The organism is Streptomyces sp. NPDC004539 (assembly GCF_040610055.1).
In the GTDB taxonomy this organism is placed as follows: domain Bacteria; phylum Actinomycetota; class Actinomycetes; order Streptomycetales; family Streptomycetaceae; genus Streptomyces.
This window is the reverse complement of record NZ_JBEXLS010000002.1, coordinates 314,507-339,345: the sequence shown is the minus strand read 5'-3', so window position 1 is coordinate 339,345 and position 24,839 is coordinate 314,507. Positions and strand designations below refer to the sequence as shown.

The following is a 24,839-nucleotide window of genomic DNA, read 5'->3' as shown; positions in this document are numbered from 1 at the left end:
GGGAACTGCGCGTCTTCAGGGGCGCGGGGAACTGCGCAATCTTTCAGGGGCGCGGGGAACTCCGCATCTTTCAGGGGCGCGGGGAACTGCGCGACCAGCCCCATCGAACCCGCACCCTCCCACGGCGAACACCCGGCACCCCCTGCGGAGCATCCCGCACGCCTTGTTCCCGCAACGCGATCATCCTGGTAGACACATGCGTCGTACCGCCCCTGTCCGCCAACAGGAAGGTCCCCGCATGTCCACGACCCGCCGCCAAGTGCTGCGCACCAGCGCCGCAGGCATCCTCTTCACCGGCACCCTCACCGACCTCTTCGCCGGTACAGCCATCGCCGACCCCATCGGCCACCACGGCTACGGCCCCCTCCTCCCCGACCCGAACGGCCTCCTCGACCTCCCCAAGGGCTTCCGCTACCGCGTCCTCTCCCGCGAGGGCGACCAACTCCGCTCGGGCGAGGGCATCGTCCCCTCGAACCACGACGGCATGACCGCCCTCCCGGGCCGCGGCGGCCGAGTCCACCTCGTCCGCAACCACGAGAACAGGGTCACGGCCAGACACCCCGTCCCCACGGTGGACGGCCTGACCTACGACCCCCAGGGCAAGGGCGGCTGCACCACCCTCACCCTCTCCCCGCACGGCGACGTCCTCACGGAACGCGTCGCCATCGCCGGCACCGCCGTCAACTGCGCGGGCGGCCCCACCCCCTGGCACACCTGGCTCACCTGCGAGGAGACCGAGGACAAGGCCGGCACGAACGGCTACACGAAGGACCACGGCTACGTCTTCGAGGTCGACCCCGCCGACCCCCACCGCACCGGCGCCCACCCCCTCACCGCCCTCGGCCGCTTCCAGCACGAGGCCGTCGCGATCGACCCGTACACCGGCGCCGTGTACGAGACGGAGGACGCGTTCGACCGCCCCTTCGGCCTCTTCTACCGCTTCCTCCCGGCGAAACCCCTCGGCGGCCCCGGCTCCCTGCGCGCGGGCGGACGCCTCCAGGCGATGCGCGTCCCCGGCGTACCCGACCTCTCCTCGATCCAGGAGCCCGGGACGACGTTCGACCGGATCGAGTGGGCCGACGTCCCCGACCCGCAGGCCGTCTCGACACCGACCCGCCTCCAGGACTACGGCCCGAAGGGCATCACGCACGCCCAGAAGCTGGAGGGCTGTTACTGGGGCGGGCGTTCCGTCTACTTCGTCTCGTCGTTCGCCCGCGCGGCGGAGGGTTCGGCGGCCACCCACTTCGGCCAGATCTGGCGGTACGACCCCGACCGCCGCCGCCTCACCCTCGTCATCGCCTTCGGCCCCGACACCGACATCCAGCTCCCCGGCGAGTCCCCCGACAACATCTGCCTGGCCCCGTCCGGCGGGCTGATGGTGTGCGAGGACGGGGACGGGGCGCAGCACGTGTACGGGGTGACGCGGGGCGGCGAGGTGTACGCCATGGCGCGCGGCCGGCAGAACCTTGGTACGCCGGACAAGCCCGAGTGGGGCGAGTTCGCCGGGGTGACCTTCTCGCCGGACCGGCGGACCATGTACGTCAACTGCTACACGCCCGGGACGACGTTCGCGGTGACGGGACCCTGGCGCTAGCGGGAGCGGGGGCCGGGGAGACCTCGGCCCCCTTTGCCGGACGTCGCCTTCCCGGCCCACCTGAGTGAACCCCCCGGAGCGCCACACCAGACGCCCGGTGTGATTGTCATACCGTCATCCGGTGATCACTCCCGCACGCCACCGCACCCGCACCCGCGCCCTCGCCACCGCCTGCGCCCTGGCCGCCGCCCTCACCGCCTGCGGCACCACCCAATCCACCCCCTCCGCCTCGGCCCCGACCCCCGAACGCACCCCCGCCGCGTCCTCCGCACCCCCCGCCAAAGCCCCGGCCCCCTCCCCACCCCCGACCCTCGCGGCGGGCCCCGCCGGTCTCACCCCCGTCTTCGAGCACGCCCCGCGCGGCAAGGACCGCACGGTCGCCCTCACCTTCGACGCGGACATGACCTCGGACCAGGGGGAGCGCGCGGCGAACGGCGAGCACTTCGACAACCCGGCGCTGATCTCCACCCTCCGCTCGCTGAAGATCCCGGCGACGGTGTTCATGACGGGCCGCTGGGCCGAGGAGTACCCCGACCAGGCCCGCTCGATCGGCCGCGACCCCCTGTTCGAGGTCGCGAACCATTCGTACAGCCATCACGCGTTCACGTCCGACTGCTACGGCCTGCCGACGGTCCCGGAGGCCGGGATGAAGGAGGACGTGGAGAAGGCGTACGCGGCGTTCCGCAAGGCGGGCGTCCCGCACGCCATGCCCTACTTCCGCTTCCCCGGCGGCTGTTACGACAAGACGGCGCTGCGCGCGCTGAGCGCCACCGGCGTCACAGCCGTCCAGTGGGACGTGGTCAGCGGCGACGCCTTCGCGACGGACGCGGACGCGGTGGCCCGCCAGGTCCTGGACGGCGTCAAGCCCGGCTCCGTCGTCGTCATGCACTGCACCCGCAGCGCCGCACCCACCACGGAACGCGCCCTCCGCACGATCGTCCCCGAACTCCGCCGCCAGGGGTACCGCTTCGTGAAGGTCTCCGAGCAGATCAGGGCAGCCGTAGGCTGAGAAGCATGACCGACCCCGACACCCCGCACGCGGAGTGCGTCCTGTGCCGCGAACCGACGGAGTACCCGGAGACCCACAAGGGCATCACCCTGTGCCCGGTGTGCGAATGGCAGGAGGCCCAGCGAACGGCGTGCTCGGGCTGACACGCGGGCGCGGGCGGCCCGACCGAACCGCCGCCGGGCCGCGCCCGCTCCACCCCGGCCGCCGCGGAGCCTCCCATCAGCCACCGCCCGACAGCCGGACCGCCCATACGGCCCCCGCGCCCCAGCCGATCCGCCCCGACCGGCTCACACCGCACCGGCCCGGCAGCGAGCCGACGCCGACCCACCCAGCCTGAGCCGTCCGGCCAACACCCCGCACCCGACCGACACACTCCGGCCGGCTCCAAGCCGTAGCGGGCCGTCCAGGCCCGGAGCCGCTCGCCGACCGCCACCACCCCCCGCACTCACTCCACCGCCCGCCGCGACACCAGCGCGCACGCCCCCGCCACCACCCCCGCCGTCACGACGGCCGCCGCGAGGAGCGGGAGCACCGGCGTCGGTACGACCGCGTCACGGGAGCCGGTGACCAGCCCGCTGACCGCCGCCTGTGCGGGCGAGCCGGTCACGACGAGGGTCAGGAGCGCGCCCAGCATCAGCGCGGGGACAGCCCGGGCCGGCGTGCGCAGGACCGGCCAGGCGCTGATGACGCCGATCGCCGTGCCGAGGAGTGCGCAGGTCAGGGCGGCCAGCAGACCGGCCACGGCGGCGTCGAGGAGTGGGACCCGGCGCTGGTGGTCGGAGCTGACGGGATCGCTGATCCAGGTGACGACGAGTGTGCCCACGAGGCCGAGGCCCGTCGCGGTGCCGGCGCCCACCAGCACCGCTGCCAGGTGCGCGCGTCCGGGACCGACGGCCGCCGCGACGACGCTGCGCGCGGCGGACGGTTCGTTGCCGACGCAGATCCGCACCAGCCAGGCGGCCGTCGGCAGCAGCGCGGCGGCGGCGTACCCGAGGGAGTCCAGCAGAGGCTGCCCGCCCTGCACGCCGATGCCCAGGAAGACGACGTACAGCAGCACCGGCGGCAGCCAGCGCTGGGAGCGGGCGAGCAGCGCCGCCTGGTAGCGGACGACGGCCCCCATCACGCCCCCTCCTTCCGCACGCTCTCCACATGCCACGGCGGCCGGTCCCCCAGCAGCTCCCGCAGGACGACATCGGAGTACGCCACCGGAACCGTCACCCGCCACACCCCGCCCGCCTCCACCGCGGAAACGGCCCTGAGCAGCACCCCCTCCGGCAGCGAACCCCCCGCCGCTCCCCGCACCTCGACGACGGCACAGGGCCCCTCGGCCGAAGCGGCCGTCTCCTGCGTACGCCGATGAAGCCCCCCGTCCCGCACCTCGTACACCGCGTCCGCCACCCCCGTCAGCCGCCGGGGATCGTGATCGACGAACACCACGGCACCCCCGGCCGCCGTCCGTTCCGCGACCGCCCGCTCCAGCTCCCCCCGCGCCTCGGTGTCCAGCCCCGTCCACGCCTCGTCGAGCACGAGCAGCTCCGGCTCCCCCACGAACGCCTGCGCCACCGCGACCTTCTGACTGCTCCCCTTGGACAGCCGCCCCATCGGCGTCCGCGCGAACCCCCCGGCCCCGAACCGCTCCAGCCACTCCCCCGCCACCACACCCGCCCGCCCCCGCCCGACCCCGTGGATCGCCCCGAGGTGAGTCAGATAGGAGACCGGCGTGAAGGGCAGCGCGGAGGGGAACCGCTCGGGCACGTACGCGGTCCGGGGCCGCCCCTGGACCCGCCCCTCACTGGGCGAGTCGAGCCGCGCCAACAGCCTCAACAGGGTCGATTTCCCGGTCCCGTTGGCCCCTTCGACGCGCGTGAGGGTGCCGGCCGGCAGGCCGAGGCCGACGCCCCGGAAGATCCACGGACCGCGCGGGCCGTAGCGGCGGCCCACCTGATCCAGTCGGAGTGCGTGATCCATGGCCGCATCCTCTCCCGCCCACGAGGTCACGTAGCCTGCTTCGGGTGAGCGAGAGTCCGTTTCAGTCCGAGGCCAGCCCGCGCGACGAGGCCCCGCAGTTCGTCCTGCCCCTGGTCGTCCGCATCGAACGCGACGCCCCGCCGGCCCGCACGGACGCGCTGGAGACGGCCGCCCGCGCGGTCCTGCTGATCCTCGACGACGCCCGCTCGACCGGCGACGGCGCGTGGGCGCGGGCCATGACGGACTGGCAGGACGCCCGTATCCGCAAGGTCGTCCGCCGGGCCCGGGGCGCGGAGTGGCGGCGCGCGCAGGCGCTGGACGGTGTCACCGTGACCGGCAAGTCGGCCGAGGTCCGGGTCTTCCCGCCGGTGCCGCTGGACGGCTGGCCCAAGGACCTCGCCCGCCTCCAGGTCTCCGGCACGGACCTGGACGACCCCGAGCCGCCTGCCGAGGCCGAGCCGGGCGTGCCGGTGCTGTGGCTCAACCCCGAGCTCGGCATGTCCGCCGGGAAGACCATGGCGCAGACCGGTCACGCCGCCCAGCTCGCCTGGTGGGAACTGTCCGACGAGGAGCGGGCCGCCTGGCGCGACACCGGCTTCGCGCTCGCCGTCCGCACGGCCGACGCCGGCCGCTGGTCCGAACTGACGGCGAGCGGGCTGCCGTTGGTCCGTGATGCCGGCTTCACCGAGATCGCGCCGGGGAGTTGTACGGTCGTCTCGGATCATCCCGCGCTGCGCAGGCGGCTACCGTGAGATCCACTACGGCCGTTCGCGCACCGGGGAGTCGTCATGCCGCTTGACCGTCCGCCGATCAACAGCGAGGTGCCGCACTCCGCGCGCATCTGGAACTACTGGCTCGGCGGCAAGGACTGCTATCAGATCGACCGTCAGGTGGGCGACCAGATACGGTCGTTGAACCCCGAGATCGTCGACATCGCGCGCGCCCAGCGGGCGTTCCTGAAGCGGGCGGTGGCCTACCTCGCGGGCGAGGTGGGCATCCGGCAGTTCCTCGACGTCGGCACGGGCCTGCCGACCCACGACAACACCCACGAGGTCGCGCAGGGCATCGCCCCGGACGCGCGGATCGTGTACGTCGACCACGACCCGGTCGTCCTCCAGCACGCCCACACCCTCCTCGCCGGGACCGCCGAGGGCGCGACCGACTACATCGAGGCAGATCTGCGCGACCCCGGCGCGATCCTGCGGGCCGCGCGCACGACCCTGGACTTCGATCAGCCGCTCGCCCTGATGCTCCTCGGCATCGCCGCGCACATCCCCGACGACTCCGCCTACGACCTCGTCGGCGAGCTCAAGTCGGCGCTGCCGCCCGGCAGTCACCTCGTCTTCTGCGACAGCACCGAGGTGTTCCACGCGGCCGAGATGCGCGCGATGGTCGAGCGCTGGAACGAGGCCGGCGACAACCCGCGCGTCAACCGCACCCCCGATCAACTGGCCCGTTTCTTCGAAGGGTTCGACCTGCTGGAGCCCGGTCTGGTGCCGGTCGCGGAGTGGCGCACCCCCGCCGACGACCCCTCCCGCCGCGACGTCGACAGCTTCGGCGGCGTGGCCCTCAAGCGCTGACCCGGGCCCCGGACGGGCCCGGCCCCGAACCTCAAATATTGCTCTGAACCCCCCTCCCGGAGGTTCGGCCCGGCGTGACGGGGGTCATATCTCCGTCACCCACGAAGGGCCGGCACGTCGAAGGAGGGGGCATGGGACAGCGAGGGACGGGCACAGGGCTGGAGACGAGGACGCCGTCGGGGACGGGCGCGCACACAGGGTCCGGGGCGGGCCCGGGCACGACACCACGCCCTGGTCAGGGCCTCGCGGGCGCCGTCGCGGAGATGCGCACCGCGGGTGACGCCGCCGCGGGGGGCCTCGCTGTCGGGAGCCGTCCCACGGCCGGCGGCCCCACTGGAGCGCCCGGCTCCCTCGCCGCACCCCGGCTCGCGCCCGTCCCCTCCCACGCCGAGCCCCACCCCGCCACCGCTCCCCCGCTCGCCCCCGCCCCCGCTCGCCCCCTGCGGCTCGGTACCGGTATCGGCTGGCGTCCCGAGATCGCGGAGGCCGTCGAGCGGATGCCCGGTGTCGACTGGGTGGAGGCGGTCTCCGAGAACCTCTGCACCGGTCATCTCCCGGAGTCCCTGCTGCGGCTGCGGGCCCGGGGGGTCACGGTCGTCCCGCACGGGGTCGCGCTGGGGCTGGGCGGGGCGGAGCGGCCCGACGAGGGGCGGCTGAGGGCGCTGGCGGAGCGGGCGGAGGCGCTGGGGTCGCCGCTCGTCACCGAGCACATCGCGTTCGTGCGGGCGGGCGGGGCGCTCACGGCGACGGCCGGTCTTGAGGCGGGCCATCTGCTGCCGGTGCCGAGGACGCGGGACGCGCTGGACGTGCTGTGCGAGAACGTCCGGATCGCCCAGGCCGCCCTGCCCGTCCCGCTGGCCGTGGAGAACATCGCGGCGCTGTTCGCCTGGCCCGGCGAGGAGATGACCGAGGGGCAGTTCCTGTACGACCTGGCCGACCGCACCGGCGTCCGCCTCCTCATCGACGTCGCGAACCTCCACACGAACCACGTCAACCGGGGCGAGGACCCGGTCCGCGCGCTCGCCGAACTCCCGGTGGAGGCCGTGGCGTACGTCCATGTCGCGGGCGGCTACGAGAGGGACGGCGTGTGGCACGACAGCCACGCCCACCCCGTCCCCGCCGAGGTCCTCGGCCTCCTCACGGACCTCGCCTCCCGCACCGCCCCGCCCGGTGTCCTCCTGGAGCGCGACGACAACTTCCCCGACCCGGCGGAGCTGCGCGGGGAGCTGGAGGCGATCAGGGAGGCGGTGTCGCTCGGCGCCCTGGCGCGGACCCGTACGGAGACGCTGGCGGCCGTCCGCCCGGCTCCCGTGCACCTCACGGAGATACCCCCCGCCGCCCCCGTACCCGCGCCCCGCACCCACCGGCCCACCGACCTCCCCCGTCAGCGTCTCGCCCTGGCCCAGACCTCCCTGCTCTCCGCCCTGGTCGCCGGCACCCCCGCCCCCGAGGGCTTCGACCGTGTCCGGCTCGGCGTCCAGGCGCGGGCGTTGGCGGCGAAGCGGGCCGGGATCGTCGCGAAGGTCGCCCCGGAGCTGCCGGAGATACTCGGCGCCCGCTACCGCCCGGCGTTCCTGGCCTACGCCACCACCCGCCCCCTGCGCGGCGGTTACCGCCAGGACGCCCTGGAGTTCGCGGCCCACCTCCTCGACGACCCGGCCGCGCTCGCGCCGCGCCCCCGCCGGGAGCTGCGCCGCTGGTGGCTGGACCGCTCGGGCCCGGCCCCGCGCAGGCGGTCCCGGCTGGCCCGCACGGTCCGTTCCCTGACCGGCCGTTGACCCCCGGCCGTTCACCCCCGCACGGCCGTTCACACAACGCCCCCGGTAAACTCCGTAATCCGCACCCGACACACACGAACCACCGAAGTGCGGTGCCACACCCGGGAGGCACCCATGCGAGCGCGCCGTCAGGAGACCTGGGCGGGGAACCTGCTCAGCGGAACCGGCGTCATCATCGTCGGCCTCGCGCTGACGATCGCGGCGATCGCGTTCCCGCTCTGGTCGTACGCGGACCGCTCGGACGCGAGCGGCGGCCCGAGCCTCCTCAACGCCGGGACGACCGTGACGACGCGGTACGGCCCGCTGTCGGAGCTGGACCGGGAGTTCGTCGAGAAGGTGCGGCTCGCGGGCCTGTGGGAGATCCCGGCGGGCCGGCAGGCCCAGCAGAAGGGCACGACGACGGCCGTACGGACGGCGGGCGGGCATCTGGTCGAGGGGCACACGTTCCTGGACGAGCGGGTGCGGTCCGTAGCGGCGCGGCTGAACCTCCCGCTGCCGGACCGGCCGACGGCCCAGCAGCAGGGCTGGCTGCGCGAGCTGGACGCGGCCCAGGGCACCGGCTACGACTGGAAGTTCGCGAACATTCTGCGCCTGGCGCACGGCAGGATCTTCACGGTCGTCGCGCAGGCCCGCGCGAGCACCCGCAACTCCCTCGTCCGTGACCTCGCGGACGACGCGAACGCGACGGTCCTGGACCACATCCAGGTCCTGGAGGCCACCGGGTACGTCGACTTCGACGCGCTGGCCCGGGACCTCGCGACCGATTCACCCCCGCCCCTCACGGTGCCGACCGCCCCGTAGCCCCCGGCTTCCACGACGCACCGTAAGCGGAACGTCACATACCCACAACGCTCCGTCCGGATCGTGAACAAAGCATGGCGGTACCACGCGTTTCTGGCATAGAAACGCGGCATGTTCTGGGTGCTTCTGCTGGTCCTGGCCTGGGGTGTCGCGGTCGCCGCGTGCTCGCGCCTGTGCCTGGCCGCCGTGCGCGCGGCGGCCGTCGGGTCGGACGCGGCGCGCGCCGCCGAGACCGCCGCGCACACGGGCCCGGCGCACGGCCTGACGCTGTACGAGGCGGCGTTCCTCTCCGGCGGCCCCGCGCGGGTCGCCGACCTCACCCTGGTGTCGATGGCGAGCGACCACCGCCTCCTCCTCGCGCACACCGGCTGGGCGACCGTCGTCGACCCGCGGGGCCGGGACGAGATGGAGCGCTCGGTGCTGGGCGCGATCGGCCCGGAGGGGCAGTCCCCGATCGCCCCGGTGCGGGCGAGCACGGCGACCGGCGACGCGGTCCGGGGCCTCGCCGACCGGCTGGTGAGCGCGGGTCTCGCGATGCCCGACGGGGCGCGTACGACGGTGGCGGCGGGCATCCGCGAGGTGCGCACCGCGGCGACGGCCGTCCTCCTGCTGGGCACCCTGGCGCTCCTGCTGCCCGCCCCGAACGTCCCGCACGCCCTGGTCGCCCTCTGGTTCGCGCTGCCCCTGGCGCTGACCCTGAGCTGCCTGGCGATGGCCCGCGTGGAGATCCCCCCGTACACCCGCTGGGCCTCCCCGGCGGGCCTGCGGCTGCTGGAGTCGCTGGCCCAGGACCGCACGTACCTCACCTCGGTCGCCGTGCACGGCATCCGCGCCCTGGACGAACCGAACCTGAGAGCGGCGTTCGCCCGCACGCCGTACCCCCGGCGCGACTGACCCGGCGGGGGGCGCATCGGAGCATTGCCCCCGACACCCGCCCGGCGGTGCTTGCCTTCCCCCGCACCCGAACCCAAACATCCCTTTTGTCCAGGACGCGCACCGAGCCGCCTTGCACCGAAGGGACCCCGATGAGAGCCGCCGCCCTCCACTCGGCCGCAGGAGCCCTGCTCCTGACCACCCTCGTCGCCTCCCCGACACAGAGCGCGCCCGCCGTCCCCGAGGCGCGCGGCACGACCCTCGCCGCCGCCCGCGCCGCCGCGAAGGGCCTCGACTTCGGCGCCTGCCCGGACGCGGGCGACTTCCCCGGCTCGATGACGTGCGCGACCGTCGAGGTCCCGCTCGACTACGCCCGCCCCGACGGCACGCAGATCCCGCTGACGGTCAGCCGGGTCGAGGCCACCCACCGCGACCCCGGCAACAGCAAGCGCCGTGTCCCCCGGCAGGGCGCCCTGCTCTACAACCCGGGCGGCCCCGGCGGCTCGGGCCTGTACTTCCCGCTGATCGGCCTGGTCCCGGAGTGGAAGCGGATCGCCGCCGCCTACGACCTCGTCGGCTACGACCCGCGCGGGGTGGGCCGGTCCGCCCCCCTGTCCTGCCAGGACCCCGCGCACCACATCAAGGCCCCGTCGATCTCCCCGACGCACCCCTCGGAGTCGTACAAGCGCGAACGGATCGCCCAGGCACGCGCGTACGCGCGCGGGTGCGCCGACCGCTCCGGGGACGCCCTGCGCCACTACCACTCGCTGAACAACGCCCGCGACCTGGACGTGATCCGCGCGGCCCTCGGCGAGAAGAAGCTGACGTTCATGGGGGCCTCGTACGGCACCTACTTCGGGGCCCTGTACGCCTCGATGTTCCCCGGCCACGTCCGCCGCATGGTCTTCGACTCGGTCGTCAACCCCGACCCCGCCCAGATCTGGTACCGCAGCAACCTCACCCAGTCCCTGGCGTTCGAGAGCCGCTGGACGGACGTCCGCGAGTGGATCGCGAAGCACGACGACGTGTACGGCCTCGGCGCCACCGCGGAGGCCGTCCTGCGCAGCTACGAGCGGGCCCGCGCGCAGCTCGCGGAGCAGCCGGCGGGCGGGATCGTCGGCCCGGGGCAGTTGCAGCGGACGTTCCTCCAGGCCGCGTACTACGACGACTACTGGCCGCACCGCGCGCGGGCGCTGTCGGAGTACCTGAAGGGGAAGCCTGAGCAGCTGATCGCGCAGGCGGGGCCGGTGCGGGAGTTCGCGGCGGAGGCGGAGAACGCGCACGCCGTGTACACGGCCGTGGAGTGCAACGACGCGCCCTGGCCGACGAGTTGGCGGGTCTGGGACCGGGACAACACGCGGATCGCGCGGGTCGCGCCGTTCGAGACGTGGGACAACGCCTGGTCGAACCTGCCGTGCGCGTTCTGGACGGCGCCCCGGCAGCGCCCGCTGGACGTGCGGACCGCGCCGGGCGAGCTGCCGCCGACGCTGATCCTGGCGGCCGAGCGGGACGCGGCGACGCCGTACGAGGGGGCGCTGGAGCTGCGGCGCCGACTCGCCGGGGCGGTGCTGGTGACCGAGCGGGACGCGGGCAGCCATGGCATCGGCGGGGCGTCGAACGCGTGCGTCAACCGGTATCTGGAGGCGTATCTGCTGGCGGGCCGGCTCCCGGGGCGCCGCGCGTCCTGCGCGCCGCACGCGGAGCCGAGGCCGACGGACCGCGTACGGGAGGCGGCCCGCCGGCTGCGCTGAGGCTCTCGGGCGAGGCTTTTAGGCGAGGCCCGCGACCAGCTCGCTGATCTCCTTGCGGCGGCCCGTGTAGAACGGGACCTCCTCGCGGACGTGCATCCGCGCCTCGGAGGCGCGCAGGTGACGCATGAGGTCGACGATGCGGTACAGCTCGTCGGCCTCGAAGGCGAGAATCCACTCGTAGTCGCCGAGGGAGAACGAGGCGACCGTGTTGGCGCGGACGTCCGGGTAGCCGCGGGCCATCTTGCCGTGGTCGGCGAGCATGCGGCGGCGGTCCTCGTCGGGCAGCAGGTACCAGTCGTAGGAGCGCACGAAGGGGTACACGCTGACGTAGTCGCGGGCCGTCTCGTCGGCCAGGAACGCGGGGATGTGCGAGCGGTTGAACTCGGCGGGGCGGTGCAGCGCCATGTTCGACCAGACCGGCTCCAGGGCGCGGCCGAGCTTCGTGCGCCGGAAGAGGTTGTACGCCTCCTGGAGCTGGTCGCTGGTCTCCGCGTGCCACCAGATCATGAGGTCGGCGTCGGCGCGCAGGCCCGAGACGTCGTAGGTGCCGCGGACGGTGACGTCCTTGGCGGCGAGCTGGTCGAACAGCTCCTGGACCTCGTCGGCGTAGCCCGCGCGGTCCTCGGGGAGGACGTCCTTCAGCTTGAAGACGGACCAGAGGGTGTAGCGGATGACCTCGTTGAGGTCCTTGGCCAGCTTGCCCTTGTTGGGGATTCGGCCGGCTTCGGGGGTGGGGGCGTTCTCGCTCATGCCTGTCATTCTCCCGCTCCGCCGTGGAGGCTCTGCACCGGGTTCGCCGCCAGCTCCCGGAGGGCTCTGAGGTCGCCGTCGATCTGGTCGACGGCCGCGTCGGCGCTCGCGATGCAGGCGGGGATGCCGACGCCGTCGTACTGGGCGCCGCAGACGGCGAGGCCGGGGAGCTTGGCGACGTGGTCGCGGATGCGGGCCACGCGCGCGTGGTGGCCGACGGGGTACTGGGGCAGGCCGTCGGTCCAGCGGACGACTCGGGTCTCCAGGGGCGTGGCGTCGAGGCCGGTGGCCTCGCGGAGGTCGTGGCGGGAGAGGTCGGTGAGCGCGGTGTCGTCGCGCTGGAGGATCTCCGTCTCGCCGTGGCGGCCGAGCGAGGTGCGCAGGACCAGGACGTCCGGGTCCTGGTCGGCGACCCAGGACCATTTCTGGGAGGAGAACGTGGACGCCTTGATGGAGTGCCCGTCGACCGGGGGGACGAGGAAGCCGCTGCCGGCCGGGAGTCCGGCGTCCGCGCGGCGGTAGGCGAGGGTGACGAGGGCCATCGACGCGTACTCGATGGCGCGCAGTTCGGCGGCGGCCCCGGGGGATTCGTCGGCTAGGAGTCCGGCGGCCACGGGGGCGGGTACGGCTACGACGACGGCGTCCGCGCGCAGTTCACGGTCCCCGGCGACGACCCGCCACCCCTCGGTGTCCCGGCGCAGCTCCCGCGCGGGCGTGCCGGTGAGGATCTCGCCGCCACGCGCGCGGACGGCGTCGGCGACGGCGAGCGGGAGGGTCCCGATGCCGCCCTCGATGCCGGTGAACACGGGCCCGGTCTGCTGACTGGCCGCCATCTTCGCCTGGAGTTCGCGGACGCCTTCGGTGAGCGAGGTGTGCGCGCGGGCGATCTGGAAGAGCTGGGGGACGGCCGCGCGCATCGAGATGCGGTACGCGTCGCCCGCGTACACCCCGCCGAGCATGGGTTCGACGAGCCGGTCGACGACCTCGCGGCCGAGCCGCTCGGCGACGTACTCGCCGACCGCGACGTCGTCCCCGACCTCCGTGCGCGGCAGGTCGGCGTCCCGCCCGATGCGGGCGAGGCCCTCCTCGGAGAGGACTCCGGCGAGGGCCTCGGCGGCGCCGGGGACGCCCATCACGTGCCCCTTGGGCATCGGGCGCAGGGCGCCCCGGGTCCAGATCGAGGCGGTGGCCGTGGCGGGCGGCTGGAGGCGGTCTCCGAGGCCGGCCTCGCGGGCGAGGGCGACGCCCTCGGGGCGGCGGGCGAGCATGGACTCGGCGCCGAGGTCGGTGCGGACGCCCGCGATCTCGCCGGGCAGCAGCTTCCCGCCGACTCTGTCCGCCGCGTCGAGCACGGTCACCCGCGCCCCGCGCTCCAGCAGCCGGTGGGCCGCGGCCAGCCCCGCGATCCCGGCCCCGATGACGACGACCCGCCCTGTACCGCCCGTACGTGCTGCGCTCATGGAACCAGCCTCTCAGACCCCACCGACAACGCCGCGTGCGCGGTGTGGCCGGGGTGCGTCCCGAACGTGACCTCTTCGGAACCCGCGTCCGCCAACGTCGAAGCAGGTCCGCGCGTCGAAGGAACGTCCGTCGACGCGACGCGTCTTCACACCTCTCGGGGGGATCTCCACATGCCCGCACGCAGATCCGCACACGCCCTGGCCGCGTTCCTCGCCGCCGTCGCCCTCGCCCTCGCCGGGTGCAGCGCCGGCGGCGACTCGGGGTCGGCCGGGCAGGACAAGGCCGCCGCGAAGGAGGACTCCGCGCGCGGGGGCACCGGTTCGGGCCCGTCCGGCGTACGGGCGTCCACGCCGCCGAAGGCCGCCGTCAGCAGCATCATCCGCACCGCCGCCATCGGCGTCCAGGTCAAGGACGTCTCCAAGGCCCTGGCCGCCGCCCGGACGGCCGCCGAGGACGCGGGCGGCTACGTCGGCGACGAGACCACCACCCGCGACGAGGACGACGCCGAGCACACGGAGGTCGTCCTGCGCGTCCCCGTGGAGCGCTACGACGACGTCCTGAGCGCGCTCCAGGGCGCCGGCAAGCTCCTGAACCGCACCTCGAAGGCCGAGGACGTCACGGACCAGGTCGTGGACGTCGCGAGCCGCGTCCAGTCGCAGCGGGCGAGCGTGGCGCGGGTGCGGGAGCTGATGGACCGGGCGACGTCCCTGAGCGACGTCGTCAGCCTGGAGGGCGAACTGAGCCGCCGTCAGGCCGACCTGGAGTCGCTGCTGGCCCAGCAGGCGTCCCTGAAGGACCGCACGAGCCTCGCGACGATCACCCTGACACTGACGCAGACGCCCCCGAAGGCGCCCGCGGAGGACGACGACCCGGGTGTCCTGGACGCGCTCTCCGGGGGCTGGCACGCCTTCGTGTCGGTGCTGCGGTGGATCGTGGTCGTCCTCGCGGCGGCGCTGCCGTTCCTGGCCCTGGGCGCCCTCCTGGTGGCCCTGTGGCGGCGTGTCCTGCGCCCGCTGCTGCCGGCGGCGTCGAGCACCCCGGCGGCCCGTCCGGCGCCGCTGCCGGCGCACCCGGAGAGCGACGGGGAGTCCCGGCCGTAGCGTTGGGGGCATGAGCAACAGCGCGCGGGAACGGCTGGTCGTGATCGGCGGGGACGCCGCGGGCATGTCCGCGGCGTCCCAGGCCCGGCGGGCGAAGTCCCCCGGTGAACTGGAGATCGTCGCCTTCGAACGCGGCCGGTTCACGTCGTACTCGGCGTGCGGCATCCCTTATTGGGTCGGCGGCGACGTCCCGGACCGCGACTCCCTGATCGCCCGCACCCCCGAGGAGCACCGCGCCCGGGACATCGATCTGCGGCTGCGCACGGAGGTCACCGGGATCGACGTCCCCGGCAGGCGCGTGCGCGCGCGGGACGTCGATTCCGGCGCCGAGTCCTGGACGCCGTACGACCGGCTCGTGATCGCGACCGGCGCGCGCCCGGTGCGGCCGGACATCCCGGGGATCGGCGCGCGCGGGGTGCACGGCGTGCAGACCCTGGACGACGGCCAGGCCCTGATCGACACGCTGGCCCGCGCGCGGGGGCGCCGGGCGGTGGTCGTCGGCGCCGGGTACATCGGCGTGGAGATGGCGGAGGCGCTGGTCAACCGGGGTTTCGAGGTGACGGTCGTGAACCGGGGCAGCGAGCCGATGTCGACGCTCGACCCGGACATGGGGCGCCTGGTGCACCGGGCGATGGAGGGCCTCGGCATCACGATGGCCGACGACGCCGAGGTGACCGCCCTGCGCACGGACGCCGAGGGCCGGGTGAGCGCGGTCGTCGCCGGGGAGCGGGAGTTCCCGGCGGACGTCGTCGTCCTGGGGATCGGGGTGCGCCCGCAGACGTCCCTCGCGCGCGCGGCGGGGCTGCCGCTGGGCGGGCACGGCGGGCTGCTGACGGACGACCGGATGCGCGTGCGCGGGCACGACGGCATCTACGCGGGCGGGGACTGCGTGGAGGTGCTGGACCTGGTCTCCGGGCGGGAGCGGTACGTCCCGCTGGGCACGCACGCCAACAAGCACGGGCAGATCATCGGGACGAACGTCACCGGTGGGGACGCGGTGTTCCCGGGGGTCGTCGGGACGGCCGTCAGCAAGGTCTGCGGGCTGGAGATCGCCCGGACCGGGCTGCGCGAGAAGGACGCCACGCGCGCGGGGCTGTCGTACGAGACGGTCACGGTCGAGTCGACGTCCCGGGCGGGCTACTACCCGGGGGCGGCGCTCATGACGGTCAAGATGCTCGCGGAACGCCTGAGCGGCCGTCTGCTGGGCGTTCAGATCGTCGGTGGGGAGGGAGCCGCCAAACGGGTCGACATCGCCGCTGTGGCGCTCACAGCGGCCATGACGGTGCATCGGATGACGACCCTGGACCTGGGCTACGCGCCGCCGTTCAGCCCGGTGTGGGACCCGGTGCTGGTGGCGGCGCGCAAGGCGGCCCGGAAGCTGGGTGGTTAGGCCGTGCCGGTGAGCCTCGGGAGGGCGGAGACCGCCGCCGCCTGCTCCACCACGGGCTTGGCGTGGGTGGGGACCGCCTGACGGGTGCGCAGCCGGTGGCCCACCGCCTCGTCGAGGGTCACCGGACGGCCCGTCTGCGCGGCCAGCCGGCCCGCCTCCTGGCCGAGCCGGGCCACGTCCTCCCAGGGGAGACGGATCACGAGAGAGAGTTCGGCCTCGCCGTCGGGCAGGGCGTGCATCGGGGTGACTCGGTCGTTCATCGTCTGTTCCTCACGTCGTCCCCGCGAAGCGCCTTCCCCGCGCCGCGGGCGGTTGCCGGTTCATACGCGCGCGTGCGGAGCGGCGTTCACCGGTTCGCCGGGCTCATCGCGGGAAGTAGTTCCTCGTGGTCATCCCCGTCCATGACGTGAACCCGGTGCGCCGCACCCCTGTGGTGACGTACGCGCTGATCGCCGCGAACGTGCTCGTCTTCCTGTGGATGCCGGGTCTGGCCGGCTCGGTGAAGGGCGACAGCACGCTGGTGCAGACGTGCCATCTGCACGCCTTCCTCGAACAGTGGGCGGCCGTCCCGCGCGAGATGATCCACCAGCAGCTGCCGACGCTGGTGGCGACCGGCGACGTGCGCGCGGGCGCCTGTCTGGCCGGTCCGCCGGACTACACCAAGTCGCCGGTGCTGAGCGTGTTCACGGCGATGTTCCTGCACGGCGGGTGGCTGCACCTGCTGGGCAACATGCTGTTCCTGCTGATCTTCGGGAACAACATCGAGGACCGCATGGGGCACGTCAGGTTCGCGCTGTTCTACGTGATCTGCGGGTACGCGGCGTCCTACGGCTTCGCCGTCCTGAACGCGGAGTCCACGGACCCCCTGATCGGCGCCTCCGGGGCGATCGCGGGGGTGCTGGGCGCCTATCTGGTGCTGTACCCGAGGGTCCGGGTGTGGGTGCTGGTGCCGTTCCTGGTGTTCCTGCCGCTGCGCCTGCCGGCCTGGCTGGTGCTGGGCTTCTGGTTCGGGCTCCAGGCGTTCTACTCTGCCGGCGAGGGCGTGTCGTCGGCGGGGACGGTCGCCTACGAGGCGCACGTCGTCGGGTTCGTGGCCGGCATGCTGCTGGCCTGGCCGCTGAAGCGGAACACGATCCCGCCCCCGGAGCCGCGCGGCCTGCTGTTCGGCAGGCGCGCGCGGACCCGGCACAGCTCCTGACGGCCTCTCAGCGCGCCGTCTGCGTGTGGACGTACTCCACGAGCCGGGTGAGCGCCTCCGGGTCGGTGGCCGGCATCACGCCGTGCCCCAGGTTGAAGACGTGCCCCTCCAGGCCGGCCGCCGAGTCGAGGACCTCGCGCGCCTTGGCCTCGACGACCTCGGGGCCCGCGAACAGGGCCGTCGGGTCGAAGTTGCCCTGGAGGGCCTTGCCGGGGCCGACGCGGCGGACCGCCTCGTCGAGCGGGACGCGCCAGTCGACGCCCATCACGTCCGCCCCGGCCTCGCTCATGAGGCCGAGGAGTTCGCCGGTGCCGACGCCGAAGTGGATGCGCGGGACGCCGTACCCGGCGACCGCGTCGAAGACCTTCGCCGAGGCCGGCATGACCGAGCGCCGGTAGTCGGCCGGGGAGAGCGCGCCGGCCCAGGAGTCGAAGAGCTGCACGGCGGAGGCGCCCGCCTCGATCTGCACCTTCAGGAACGCGGCGGTGATCTCTGCGAGCCGGTCCAGCAGGTCGGCCCAGAGCTCGGGGTCGCCGTACATCATCGCCTTGGCGTTCTCGTACGTGCGCGAGGGGCCGCCCTCGACGAGGTAGCTGGCGAGCGTGAAGGGGGCGCCCGCGAAGCCGATCAGGGGGGTCGCGCCGAGTTCGGCGGTGAGCAGGCCGATCGCCTCGGTGACGTACGGAACGTCCTCGGGGGTGAGGTCCCGGAGCTGGGCGAGGTCGGCGCGGGTGCGGATCGGGTTCTCGACGACCGGGCCGACGCCGGGCTTGATGTCGAGGTCGACGCCGATGGCCTTGAGGGGGACGACGATGTCGCTGTAGTAGATCGCCGCGTCCACATTGTGCCGGCGGACCGGCTGGAGGGTGATCTCCGTGACCAGCTCGGGGCGGGTGCAGGACTCCAGCATGGGGATGCCCTGGCGCACCTTGCGGTACTCGGGGAGCGAACGGCCGGCCTGCCGCATGAACCACACCGGGGTGTGCGGCACGGGTTCGCGCCTGCACGCCTTCAGGAAGGGGCTGTCGTACGTCGCTGTCGGCGGGCGGCCCGCGGGGCTCTCGTTCGCACTCACGACGGCAAGTCTCGCACGCCGCCGTGACGGTCCCGTCGCCGCCTGTTCGCCGGGGGCGCACGCGCGCGTGGCCGGGCGCTCGGGTGTCTTGCCCTGCGCGAAGGGCCCGTTCCCCTTACTCTTCCCCGCATGGCTGCGGCTCAGGGACGACTGTCGGACGGCGCGGGGATGGACGACGCGAACGGGGGTGAGCGGGAGGCTCCGGCGGCCTTCAGGGCTGCCGTGGAGGCACTGCGGGCGGCCCGGGTGCGTCCGCAGATCGAGATGGAGCCGACGCCGGCGCCGCAGCGGCTCGCGCCGTACGCGTACGCGCTGGAGGCGACCGTCGTGGACGGCGACCAGGATCTGGCGGACGGGCGGCTGGTCCTGCTGCACGACCCGGACGGGCACGACGCGTGGCGCGGGGCGTTCCGGCTGGTGACGCTGGTGCGGGCGGAGCTGGAGCCGGAGATGGCGGTCGATCCGCTGCTGCCGGACGTGTGCTGGTCGTGGCTGACGGGTGCGCTCCAGGGGCGCGGGCTGACGTACGGCGAGGCGAGCGGGACCGTCACGCGCGCGGGGTCGCACTACTTCGGGGGGCTGTCGGAGCGGCCGGCGACGTCGCAGATCGAGATCCGGGCCTCCTGGACGCCGCGCACGGGCCTCGGCGGAGTGCCGGACGCGGCGGCGCACCTGGCGTCCTGGTGCGACCTCCTGGCACAGGTGGCGGGGCTCCCGCCGGCCGGTCCCGGGGACGCCTCCGTCGTCACGCTGCCCCAGCGTCGCGGACCCGAGTCACGCTGATCCAGCCGCGTCTCCCCCGAACGGGCGCATCTTGGTCATCCTTTTGTCGATACGGCCACTTTCCATCACCCAAGCGCACGCGAGTGAACCGACTCGATCTTCGGATGATCGATCGCGTGTCCGAATTGCACGGATTCTTGCTCACTAGATCGTGATCATTTTCTAAAGGACCCCGGGTTCGCTGCCGAAGACGACTGTGACCTTGAAAAGCACGGTTCGTCCCGGCTTCGTCCCCACGAGCCCCGGACGGACCGGCCCCGCCACTCCCAGGAGGCCCGGTGTCCGTTCTCCTTGAGCAACCCGCAAGCCTGGTCGCCTACCGCCCGAACAAGCCCACCGCGATGGTGGTCGTGGCCGACCCGCGCGTCCGCTCCACCGTCACCCGTCACCTCTGGGCCCTCGGTGTCCGCGACGTGATCGAAGCCTCGTCCATCGCGGAGGCTCGTCCCCGCATCGGCAACCCCCGCGACATCTGCGTCGCCGACGTCCACCTCCCTGACGGTTCCGGTCTCACCCTGCTCTCCGAGACCCGCGCCGCGGGCTGGCCCAACGGGCTCGCCCTGTCCGCCGCCGACGACATCGGCGCCGTCCGCAACGCTCTCGCCGGCGGCGTCAAGGGGTACGTCGTCACCGGCACCCGGGCCGGCGTCGGCCTGCCCGGCCGGCCCGGCGCCGCCCCCATCGGCGCCTCGGCCGCGCGCATGCACCGCCGCCCTCCGGGGGCCCCGGGCCACCCGGGCGGCTACCGCGAGCTATCCGGCCGCGAGGTGGAGGTGCTGCGGCTGGTCGCGGAAGGCCAGTCGAACAAGGCGATCGGCGTCTCGATGGGCCTGTCGGCCCTGACCGTCAAGAGCCACCTCGCCCGTATCGCCCGCAAGCTCGGCACCGGCGACCGCGCCGGAATGGTCGCGGTGGCGCTGCGGACCGGAATCATCCACTGACCCCCGACCACCGTCTCTGATCACCCGCGAGCGTGCCCGATCCCCCCGCGATCCATGCGGAACAAGGGATTCCGGCTGGTTTCACACAAAGAATTCAGGCGGAGGCAAACCCTCCGGACACCCCCTCGCAACCGTCCGTCCACGGCCCGTCCCAACCCGGCGGTCACCGTGCGTACGGCCGTCCGCACCACCGTAGGAACCGTTTCTGCCGGTCGTCGTCACCGCGCCCCGCACGGGTCGCACGGGTGACCGGTTTACGCCCCTCCCCCGCCCGTCGACGGAACGTTCCGTCGGCGGGCGGCTGTCTTGCACGGATACCCTTGACAGGTGACCGACGCCCAAGAAACCGCAGCAGCCAGTTCACTGCGAACCACCGGAGGCGCTCCTCCGGACAACGGCGAGTCCACTGCTCCGGGGGCGCCGACGCCCCTGCTGGAACCCCGCGAGGGAATTCCGCCCGTGGTAGCCGACGAGGAGACGCTCGCGGAGGTGGTCGCCGCCTTCGCCGCCGGCAGCGGGCCGGTCGCCGTCGACGCGGAGCGGGCCTCCGGTTACCGCTACGGACAGCGGGCCTATCTCGTCCAGTTGCGCCGGGCCGGGGCCGGGACCGCGCTCATCGACCCCGTCGCCTGTCCCGACCTCTCCGCGCTCGGGGACGCGCTCGCCGACACCGAGTGGGTGCTGCACGCCGCGACCCAGGACCTGCCGTGCCTGCGCGAAATAGGCATGGTGCCCACCCGGCTGTTCGACACCGAGCTGGCGGGCCGGCTCGCCGGGTTCCCCCGGGTCGGGCTCGGCGCGATGGTCGAGAGCGTCCTCGGGTACGTCCTGGAGAAGGGGCACTCCGCCGTCGACTGGTCGACCCGGCCGCTGCCCGAGCCGTGGCTGCGCTACGCCGCGCTCGACGTGGAGCTGCTCGTCGATCTGCGGGACTCGCTGGAGAAGGAGCTCGACCGGCAGGGGAAGCTGGAGTGGGCGCGGCAGGAGTTCGCCGCGATCGCGGCGGCGCCGCCCGCCGAGCCCCGCAAGGACCCCTGGCGGCGGACGTCCGGGATGCACAAGGTGCGCCGGCGCCGCCAGCTCGCGGTCGTGCGGGAGCTGTGGCAGACGCGCGACCGGATCGCACAGCGGCGCGACGTGTCGCCCGGGAAGGTGCTGGCGGACGCCGCGATCGTCGAGGCGGCGCTGGCCGTTCCGGTGACCGTGCACGCCCTCGCCGCGCTGAACGGGTTCGGGCACCGGATGGGGCGGCGCCAGCTCGACCAGTGGCAGGCCGCCGTCGACCGGGCGCGGGCGCTGGGCGAGGCGCAGTTGCCGATGCCGGGGCAGCCCGTCACCGGGCCGCCCCCGCCGCGCGCGTGGGCCGACAAGGACCCCGCCGCCGCGGCCCGGCTGAGCGCCGCCCGCGCGCGGATCTCCACGCTGGCCGAGCAGGTGAACATGCCTCAGGAGAACCTGATCACCCCGGACACGGTGCGCAGGGTGTGCTGGGAGCCGCCGGCCGCCGCCGACGCGGAGGGGGTCGCGGAGGTGCTGGTCGCGCTCGGGGCCCGGCCGTGGCAGGTGGAGCTGGTGACGCCGGTACTGGTGGAGGCGCTGGGGGTCGAAGCCGCCTAGCCGCCACCGGTGTCCGGCCCGTGAGAGAGCGCCCCTCGGGGCGCTCTCATCTTGTCGCGCCCCTCGTGAAGCCGTTGTAGATGAACTTCTGTAGCGCCAGGAAGACGATCAGCGTCGGCAGGATCACCAGGATCGCGCCTGCCGAGATCGTCTCCCAGTGGGCGCTGAACGGGCCCTTGAAGCGGAACAACGAGGTCGAGATGACGCCCAGGTCCTGGGACGGCATGTAGAGGAACGGGATGTAGAAGTCGTTGTAGACGGTGATGCCCTTGACGATGACGACGGTCGCTATCGCCGGTTTCAGCAGGGGGAAGATGATGCGGCGGTAGATCGTGAAGGCGTTGGCGCCGTCGAGGCGGGCCGATTCGTCCAGGGAGATGGGGATCGAGCGGACGAATTGCAGGAAGATGTAGATGGAGACGATGTCGGTGCCCATGTAGAGGGCGATCGGCGCCCAGAGGGTGTCGAACATGCCGAAGCCGTTGACGATCTGGAAGGTCGCGACCTGGGTGGTGACGCCGGGGACGAGGGCGGCCAGCAGGAAGAGCGCCACGACCAGTTTCCGTAGCCGGAAGGTGAAGCGGTCGATCGCGTAGGCCGTCATCGAGCCGATCAGGACGGTCCCGGCGATGGAGAAGAGCAGGATGACCGCCGTGTTGCCGAAGGCGGACAGCATGTGGCCGTCCTGGAACGCGGTGACGTAGTTGTGGAAGTTGAGGAAGTCGTCCGGGAGGGCGAGCGCCTGGTCGCCGCGGGCCAGTTCGTCGTCCGTCTTCAGGGACGTGAGGAAGACGACGGCGAGCGGCAGCAGGACCACCAGCGTCGCGAGGACGAGGGTGACGTACACGAGGGTGCGGGCGACCGCGCGGCGGGTCATGTGAGGTCCACCCTGTCGTCGGGGACGAGCCTGCGCTGGAGCCAGGTGACGGCGAGGACGATCAGCAGGAGGACCACCGCGCAGGCCGAGGCGAGGCCGGTCTTGTTGAACTGGAAGGCCAGCTTGACGGTCTGGATGACGAACGTCTCCGTGCCCGTCGCCCCGCCGGTCATGATGTACGGGATCTCGAACGCCGCGAGGGACCCGGAGACGGAGAGGATGACCGTCAGCGTCAGCACCGGCTTGATGCCGGGGGCGATGATGTGCCGGAACTGGTGCCAGCGGTTGGCGCCGTCCAGCTCGGACGCCTCGTACAGCTCGCCCGGGATCGACTGGATCGCCCCGAGGAACAGCACGAAGTTCAGCCCGAGGTAGCGCCAGACGGAGACGCCCGCGAGGGAGACGTTCGCGGAGACCGGCGTACCGAGCCAGGCGTGGTCGGTGTGGACGCCGAGGAGGGCGAGGACGGAGTCGAGGGTGCCGCCGTCCTGGAAGAAGTACAGGAAGACGAACCCGATGGCGACCCCGTTGATGAGGTACGGGAAGAAGAGCACGCCCTTGAAGAAGTTCCGGAACCGCACGTCGAAGCTGAGGACGGTCGCGAAGTAGAGCGCGGCGACGATCTGCACGACGGACGCGGCGAGGTAGTAGCCGCTGACGAAGAACACCTCGAACAGGTCGGGCCGGGTGGCGAGTTCGCGGTAGTTGTCGGTGCCCGTGTAGTGCAGTTCGGGGCTGACGCCGTCCCAGTCGGTGAAGCTGTAGCCGACCATGTTGACGATCGGGACGTACGTGAAGGTGATCAGCAGGGCGAGCGGCGCGAGGAGGAACAGCCAGGGGGTGAGCCCGCGCAGGAGGCGGGCGCGGCGCGGGGGCGGCGCCGGTACGGGGGCCGCGGTCCTCGTCCCCCGTCCGGTCGGCGCCGCCTCCTGTTGCGCGGTGTCCGCCATCAGGACCCCACGTTCTTCTGGGCGGCGGTCCACTTCTTGCTCAGGTCACCGAGGAAGTCGTCCAGGCTGCCCTTGCGGGCGCCGCGCGCGAGGTCGACGAGGTCGAGGCGGTAGTCGGGGGCGTAGATGCCGACCTCGGACTCGTTGTCGACGAGTTTGACCCTGGCGCCCTGGGTGTCGTCGAGCTCGATGAGTTTGACGCCGGCGTCCTCGTAGGGCTTGAGGACGGCGGGCAGGGGGGCGTTCTGGAGCGGGGAGATCGCGAGGTTGTCCTTGTCGTAGCCGGACTTCTCGGTGAACCAGTCGACCCAGGCGCGGGCGGCTTCCTTGTTCTTGGAGTGGACGTTGACGGCCTGGTTGTAGTCGGGGCTGACGGTGGAGCAGAACTTTCCGCCGGTCTGGGACGGGAAGGGCATGAAGCCGATGTCGTCGGGGTTCACCTTCGCCTGCCTGGCGGCGTCCTGGAACTGGACGATGGCCCAGGTGCCGAGCCACTGGGTGGCGATCTGGCCCTTGGCCAACTGGGGTTTGGACAGCTCCCAGTTGGTGGTGGTCGGGTCCTTCTCGGCGAGGCCCTGCTTGACGATGTCGTAGAGCAGGGTGTCGCCGACGCGCAGGTCGGAGCCCTCGGCCCAGGGGTCGCCCGAGGCGAGTTTCTCGGTGGCCCTGGGGTCGCAGTGGACGGCGCCGTCGACGTAGGTCCAGGAGGTGAGGGTCCACTGGGCGGCGAAGTTCGTGTAGTACGGCGTCGCGTCGGTCTTGTCCTTGATCGCCTTGAGGGCGGTGAGGAACGCCTCGGGGGTGGTGGGCCAGTCGGTGACGCCGGCCTCGCGCCAGATCCGCTTGTTGTAGACGAAGCCGGGCATCACGCCGATGGGGGTCTGTCCGTAGACCTTGCCGTCGACGGCGGTGAAGCCGGTGAAGCGGAACTTCTTGGCCCGCTCCTGGACGGTGCCGAGGGAGGCGAAGAACTTCGGGTAGTCGGACTTCTTGATGACCGCGGGGATCATCAGGACGTCGCCGTAGTTCTCCGTGTTCATGCGGATCTTGACTTCGGACTCGTAGTTGGTGAGCGCCTGGAACTCGACCTTCACCTTCGGATAGGTCTTGTTGAAGGCCGCGGCGTACTCCTTCATCTTCCCGTTCTGCACCAGGTCCGTGCGCTGGGTGAGGACGGTGATGGTGCCGGAGACCTTCGCCGGGTCGGCGGGGGCCTCGGCGTCGGCGCCTTTCGAGGTGCCTCCGGTGGAGGTGCAGCCGGCGGCGAGGAGGGCGGCTCCCACTGCGACGGCCAGGACGGTACGGCGGTTCATGTGCATCGACTCCGTTCGGTGGGACGGATG

Annotated in this window: 24 protein-coding genes; 15 read left to right on the top strand and 9 right to left on the bottom strand. The window is 73.0% G+C overall.

Features of this window, described 5'->3' with window-relative positions; all coding sequences use genetic code 11:
* Nucleotides 1-238 precede the first annotated feature (238 nt).
* The 3 genes from ABZX85_RS05210 to ABZX85_RS05200 all read left to right on the top strand — a co-directional run bounded on the left by ABZX85_RS05210 (nt 239) and on the right by ABZX85_RS05200 (nt 2,746).
* Nucleotides 239-1,594: an alkaline phosphatase PhoX gene (locus ABZX85_RS05210; protein WP_355862611.1), complete on the top strand. Its 1,356-nt coding sequence runs from the start codon at nt 239-241 to the stop codon at nt 1,592-1,594.
* 121 nt (nt 1,595-1,715) lie between these two features.
* A complete protein-coding gene (locus ABZX85_RS05205) occupies nt 1,716-2,603 on the top strand; it encodes a polysaccharide deacetylase family protein (protein WP_355862610.1) in 888 nt (295 codons plus the stop codon).
* Between the two features lie 5 nt (nt 2,604-2,608).
* Nucleotides 2,609-2,746, top strand: coding sequence for a hypothetical protein (locus ABZX85_RS05200; RefSeq protein WP_355862609.1), 138 nt, complete (start codon nt 2,609-2,611; stop codon nt 2,744-2,746).
* Between the two features lie 302 nt (nt 2,747-3,048).
* On the opposite strand, the gene ABZX85_RS05195 is transcribed toward ABZX85_RS05200, so the two are convergent.
* Together ABZX85_RS05195 and ABZX85_RS05190 are read right to left on the bottom strand one after the other, a co-directional pair.
* Nucleotides 3,049-3,723, bottom strand: a complete 675-nt coding sequence (locus tag ABZX85_RS05195) for an ABC transporter (RefSeq protein ID WP_355862608.1) — start codon at nt 3,721-3,723, stop codon at nt 3,049-3,051.
* Nucleotides 3,723-4,571 carry an ATP-binding cassette domain-containing protein gene (locus ABZX85_RS05190; RefSeq protein WP_355862607.1) on the bottom strand — a complete coding sequence of 283 codons (849 nt, stop codon included), beginning with the start codon at nt 4,569-4,571 and terminating at the stop codon, nt 3,723-3,725. Before ABZX85_RS05190 ends, ABZX85_RS05195 begins: the two co-directional genes overlap by 1 nt.
* 44 nt (nt 4,572-4,615) lie before the next feature.
* Between ABZX85_RS05190 and ABZX85_RS05185 the strand changes: the two genes are divergently transcribed.
* The 6 genes from ABZX85_RS05185 to ABZX85_RS05160 all read left to right on the top strand — a co-directional run bounded on the left by ABZX85_RS05185 (nt 4,616) and on the right by ABZX85_RS05160 (nt 11,354).
* Nucleotides 4,616-5,323 (top strand): aminoacyl-tRNA hydrolase, encoded by a 708-nt coding sequence (locus ABZX85_RS05185; protein WP_355862606.1) that lies wholly within the window; start codon nt 4,616-4,618, stop codon nt 5,321-5,323.
* A gap of 36 nt (nt 5,324-5,359) precedes the next feature.
* Nucleotides 5,360-6,151, top strand: coding sequence for an SAM-dependent methyltransferase (locus ABZX85_RS05180; protein WP_355862605.1), 792 nt, complete (start codon nt 5,360-5,362; stop codon nt 6,149-6,151).
* 131 nt (nt 6,152-6,282) lie between these two features.
* Nucleotides 6,283-7,929 carry a DUF692 domain-containing protein gene (locus ABZX85_RS05175; protein ID WP_355862604.1) on the top strand — a complete coding sequence of 549 codons (1,647 nt, stop codon included), beginning with the start codon at nt 6,283-6,285 and terminating at the stop codon, nt 7,927-7,929.
* 114 nt (nt 7,930-8,043) lie between these two features.
* Nucleotides 8,044-8,730: a DUF4142 domain-containing protein gene (locus tag ABZX85_RS05170; protein ID WP_355862603.1), complete on the top strand. Its 687-nt coding sequence runs from the start codon at nt 8,044-8,046 to the stop codon at nt 8,728-8,730.
* 111 nt (nt 8,731-8,841) lie between these two features.
* Nucleotides 8,842-9,624: a TIGR04222 domain-containing membrane protein gene (locus ABZX85_RS05165; protein ID WP_355862602.1), complete on the top strand. Its 783-nt coding sequence runs from the start codon at nt 8,842-8,844 to the stop codon at nt 9,622-9,624.
* Nucleotides 9,625-9,755: 131 nt separating this feature from the next.
* Entirely contained in the window at nt 9,756-11,354 is a 1,599-nt protein-coding gene (locus ABZX85_RS05160) for an alpha/beta hydrolase (protein ID WP_355862601.1), read from the top strand.
* Nucleotides 11,355-11,372: 18 nt separating this feature from the next.
* Here ABZX85_RS05160 and hemQ read toward each other — a convergent pair whose 3' ends face one another.
* Nucleotides 11,373-12,104 (bottom strand): hydrogen peroxide-dependent heme synthase, encoded by a 732-nt coding sequence (gene hemQ, locus ABZX85_RS05155; protein WP_355862600.1) that lies wholly within the window; start codon nt 12,102-12,104, stop codon nt 11,373-11,375.
* A 5-nt stretch (nt 12,105-12,109) separates the two neighbouring features.
* Nucleotides 12,110-13,564, bottom strand: coding sequence for a protoporphyrinogen oxidase (gene hemG / locus ABZX85_RS05150; RefSeq protein ID WP_355862599.1), 1,455 nt, complete (start codon nt 13,562-13,564; stop codon nt 12,110-12,112).
* Between the two features lie 171 nt (nt 13,565-13,735).
* Here hemG and ABZX85_RS05145 point away from each other — a divergent pair, with 171 nt between their 5' ends.
* Complete coding sequence (locus ABZX85_RS05145; RefSeq protein ID WP_355862598.1) at nt 13,736-14,665, top strand: DUF4349 domain-containing protein; 930 nt, start codon at nt 13,736-13,738, stop codon at nt 14,663-14,665.
* 10 nt (nt 14,666-14,675) lie between these two features.
* Nucleotides 14,676-16,055 (top strand): FAD-dependent oxidoreductase, encoded by a 1,380-nt coding sequence (locus ABZX85_RS05140; RefSeq protein WP_355862597.1) that lies wholly within the window; start codon nt 14,676-14,678, stop codon nt 16,053-16,055.
* Here ABZX85_RS05140 and ABZX85_RS05135 read toward each other — a convergent pair.
* A complete protein-coding gene (locus ABZX85_RS05135; RefSeq protein WP_355862596.1) occupies nt 16,052-16,315 on the bottom strand; it encodes a hypothetical protein in 264 nt (87 codons plus the stop codon). The genes ABZX85_RS05140 and ABZX85_RS05135 overlap by 4 nt on opposite strands.
* A gap of 125 nt (nt 16,316-16,440) precedes the next feature.
* Between ABZX85_RS05135 and ABZX85_RS05130 the strand changes: the two genes are divergently transcribed.
* A complete protein-coding gene (locus tag ABZX85_RS05130) occupies nt 16,441-17,253 on the top strand; it encodes a rhomboid family intramembrane serine protease (protein WP_355862595.1) in 813 nt (270 codons plus the stop codon).
* Nucleotides 17,254-17,260: 7 nt separating this feature from the next.
* Here ABZX85_RS05130 and hemE read toward each other — a convergent pair whose 3' ends face one another.
* On the bottom strand, nt 17,261-18,328 hold the full coding sequence (hemE, locus tag ABZX85_RS05125) for a uroporphyrinogen decarboxylase (protein ID WP_355862594.1): 1,068 nt from the start codon (nt 18,326-18,328) through the stop codon (nt 17,261-17,263).
* 129 nt (nt 18,329-18,457) lie between these two features.
* Between hemE and ABZX85_RS05120 the strand changes: the two genes are divergently transcribed.
* The 3 genes from ABZX85_RS05120 (at nt 18,458) to ABZX85_RS05110 (ending at nt 21,669) form a co-directional block, all read left to right on the top strand.
* Nucleotides 18,458-19,111: a DUF3000 domain-containing protein gene (locus tag ABZX85_RS05120; RefSeq protein WP_355862593.1), complete on the top strand. Its 654-nt coding sequence runs from the start codon at nt 18,458-18,460 to the stop codon at nt 19,109-19,111.
* A gap of 278 nt (nt 19,112-19,389) precedes the next feature.
* Nucleotides 19,390-20,052 (top strand): response regulator transcription factor, encoded by a 663-nt coding sequence (locus tag ABZX85_RS05115; RefSeq protein WP_355862592.1) that lies wholly within the window; start codon nt 19,390-19,392, stop codon nt 20,050-20,052.
* A gap of 327 nt (nt 20,053-20,379) precedes the next feature.
* Nucleotides 20,380-21,669 (top strand): ribonuclease D, encoded by a 1,290-nt coding sequence (locus ABZX85_RS05110; RefSeq protein ID WP_355862591.1) that lies wholly within the window; start codon nt 20,380-20,382, stop codon nt 21,667-21,669.
* Nucleotides 21,670-21,715: 46 nt separating this feature from the next.
* Here ABZX85_RS05110 and ABZX85_RS05105 read toward each other — a convergent pair whose 3' ends face one another.
* The 3 genes from ABZX85_RS05105 to ABZX85_RS05095 are packed head-to-tail and all read right to left on the bottom strand — an operon-like array spanning nt 21,716 to nt 24,809.
* Nucleotides 21,716-22,546, bottom strand: coding sequence for a carbohydrate ABC transporter permease (locus ABZX85_RS05105; RefSeq protein ID WP_355862590.1), 831 nt, complete (start codon nt 22,544-22,546; stop codon nt 21,716-21,718).
* Nucleotides 22,543-23,496 carry a sugar ABC transporter permease gene (locus ABZX85_RS05100; protein WP_355862589.1) on the bottom strand — a complete coding sequence of 318 codons (954 nt, stop codon included), beginning with the start codon at nt 23,494-23,496 and terminating at the stop codon, nt 22,543-22,545. Before ABZX85_RS05100 ends, ABZX85_RS05105 begins: the two co-directional genes overlap by 4 nt.
* Complete coding sequence (locus ABZX85_RS05095; protein WP_355862588.1) at nt 23,496-24,809, bottom strand: ABC transporter substrate-binding protein; 1,314 nt, start codon at nt 24,807-24,809, stop codon at nt 23,496-23,498. The genes ABZX85_RS05100 and ABZX85_RS05095 overlap by 1 nt, the downstream gene beginning before the upstream one ends.
* Nucleotides 24,810-24,839: the final 30 nt, after the last annotated feature.

Bases quoted from the DNA above. Each gene is read 5' to 3' on its own strand.
- ABZX85_RS05095 (WP_355862588.1), bottom strand. From the start codon at position 24,809: ATGAACCGCCGTACCGTCCTGGCCGTCGCAGTGGGAGCCGCCCTCCTC.
- ABZX85_RS05120 (WP_355862593.1), top strand. From the start codon at position 18,458: ATGGCTGCGGCTCAGGGACGACTGTCGGACGGCGCGGGGATGGACGAC.
- ABZX85_RS05165 (WP_355862602.1), top strand. From the start codon at position 8,842: ATGTTCTGGGTGCTTCTGCTGGTCCTGGCCTGGGGTGTCGCGGTCGCC.
- ABZX85_RS05195 (WP_355862608.1), bottom strand. From the start codon at position 3,723: ATGGGGGCCGTCGTCCGCTACCAGGCGGCGCTGCTCGCCCGCTCCCAG.
- ABZX85_RS05100 (WP_355862589.1), bottom strand. From the start codon at position 23,496: ATGGCGGACACCGCGCAACAGGAGGCGGCGCCGACCGGACGGGGGACG.
- ABZX85_RS05180 (WP_355862605.1), top strand. From the start codon at position 5,360: ATGCCGCTTGACCGTCCGCCGATCAACAGCGAGGTGCCGCACTCCGCG.
- ABZX85_RS05145 (WP_355862598.1), top strand. From the start codon at position 13,736: ATGCCCGCACGCAGATCCGCACACGCCCTGGCCGCGTTCCTCGCCGCC.
- ABZX85_RS05140 (WP_355862597.1), top strand. From the start codon at position 14,676: ATGAGCAACAGCGCGCGGGAACGGCTGGTCGTGATCGGCGGGGACGCC.
- ABZX85_RS05170 (WP_355862603.1), top strand. From the start codon at position 8,044: ATGCGAGCGCGCCGTCAGGAGACCTGGGCGGGGAACCTGCTCAGCGGA.
- ABZX85_RS05190 (WP_355862607.1), bottom strand. From the start codon at position 4,571: ATGGATCACGCACTCCGACTGGATCAGGTGGGCCGCCGCTACGGCCCG.
- ABZX85_RS05175 (WP_355862604.1), top strand. From the start codon at position 6,283: ATGGGACAGCGAGGGACGGGCACAGGGCTGGAGACGAGGACGCCGTCG.
- ABZX85_RS05135 (WP_355862596.1), bottom strand. From the start codon at position 16,315: ATGAACGACCGAGTCACCCCGATGCACGCCCTGCCCGACGGCGAGGCC.
- ABZX85_RS05200 (WP_355862609.1), top strand. From the start codon at position 2,609: ATGACCGACCCCGACACCCCGCACGCGGAGTGCGTCCTGTGCCGCGAA.
- hemQ (WP_355862600.1), bottom strand. From the start codon at position 12,104: ATGAGCGAGAACGCCCCCACCCCCGAAGCCGGCCGAATCCCCAACAAG.
- ABZX85_RS05105 (WP_355862590.1), bottom strand. From the start codon at position 22,546: ATGACCCGCCGCGCGGTCGCCCGCACCCTCGTGTACGTCACCCTCGTC.
- hemG (WP_355862599.1), bottom strand. From the start codon at position 13,564: ATGAGCGCAGCACGTACGGGCGGTACAGGGCGGGTCGTCGTCATCGGG.
- ABZX85_RS05160 (WP_355862601.1), top strand. From the start codon at position 9,756: ATGAGAGCCGCCGCCCTCCACTCGGCCGCAGGAGCCCTGCTCCTGACC.
- ABZX85_RS05210 (WP_355862611.1), top strand. From the start codon at position 239: ATGTCCACGACCCGCCGCCAAGTGCTGCGCACCAGCGCCGCAGGCATC.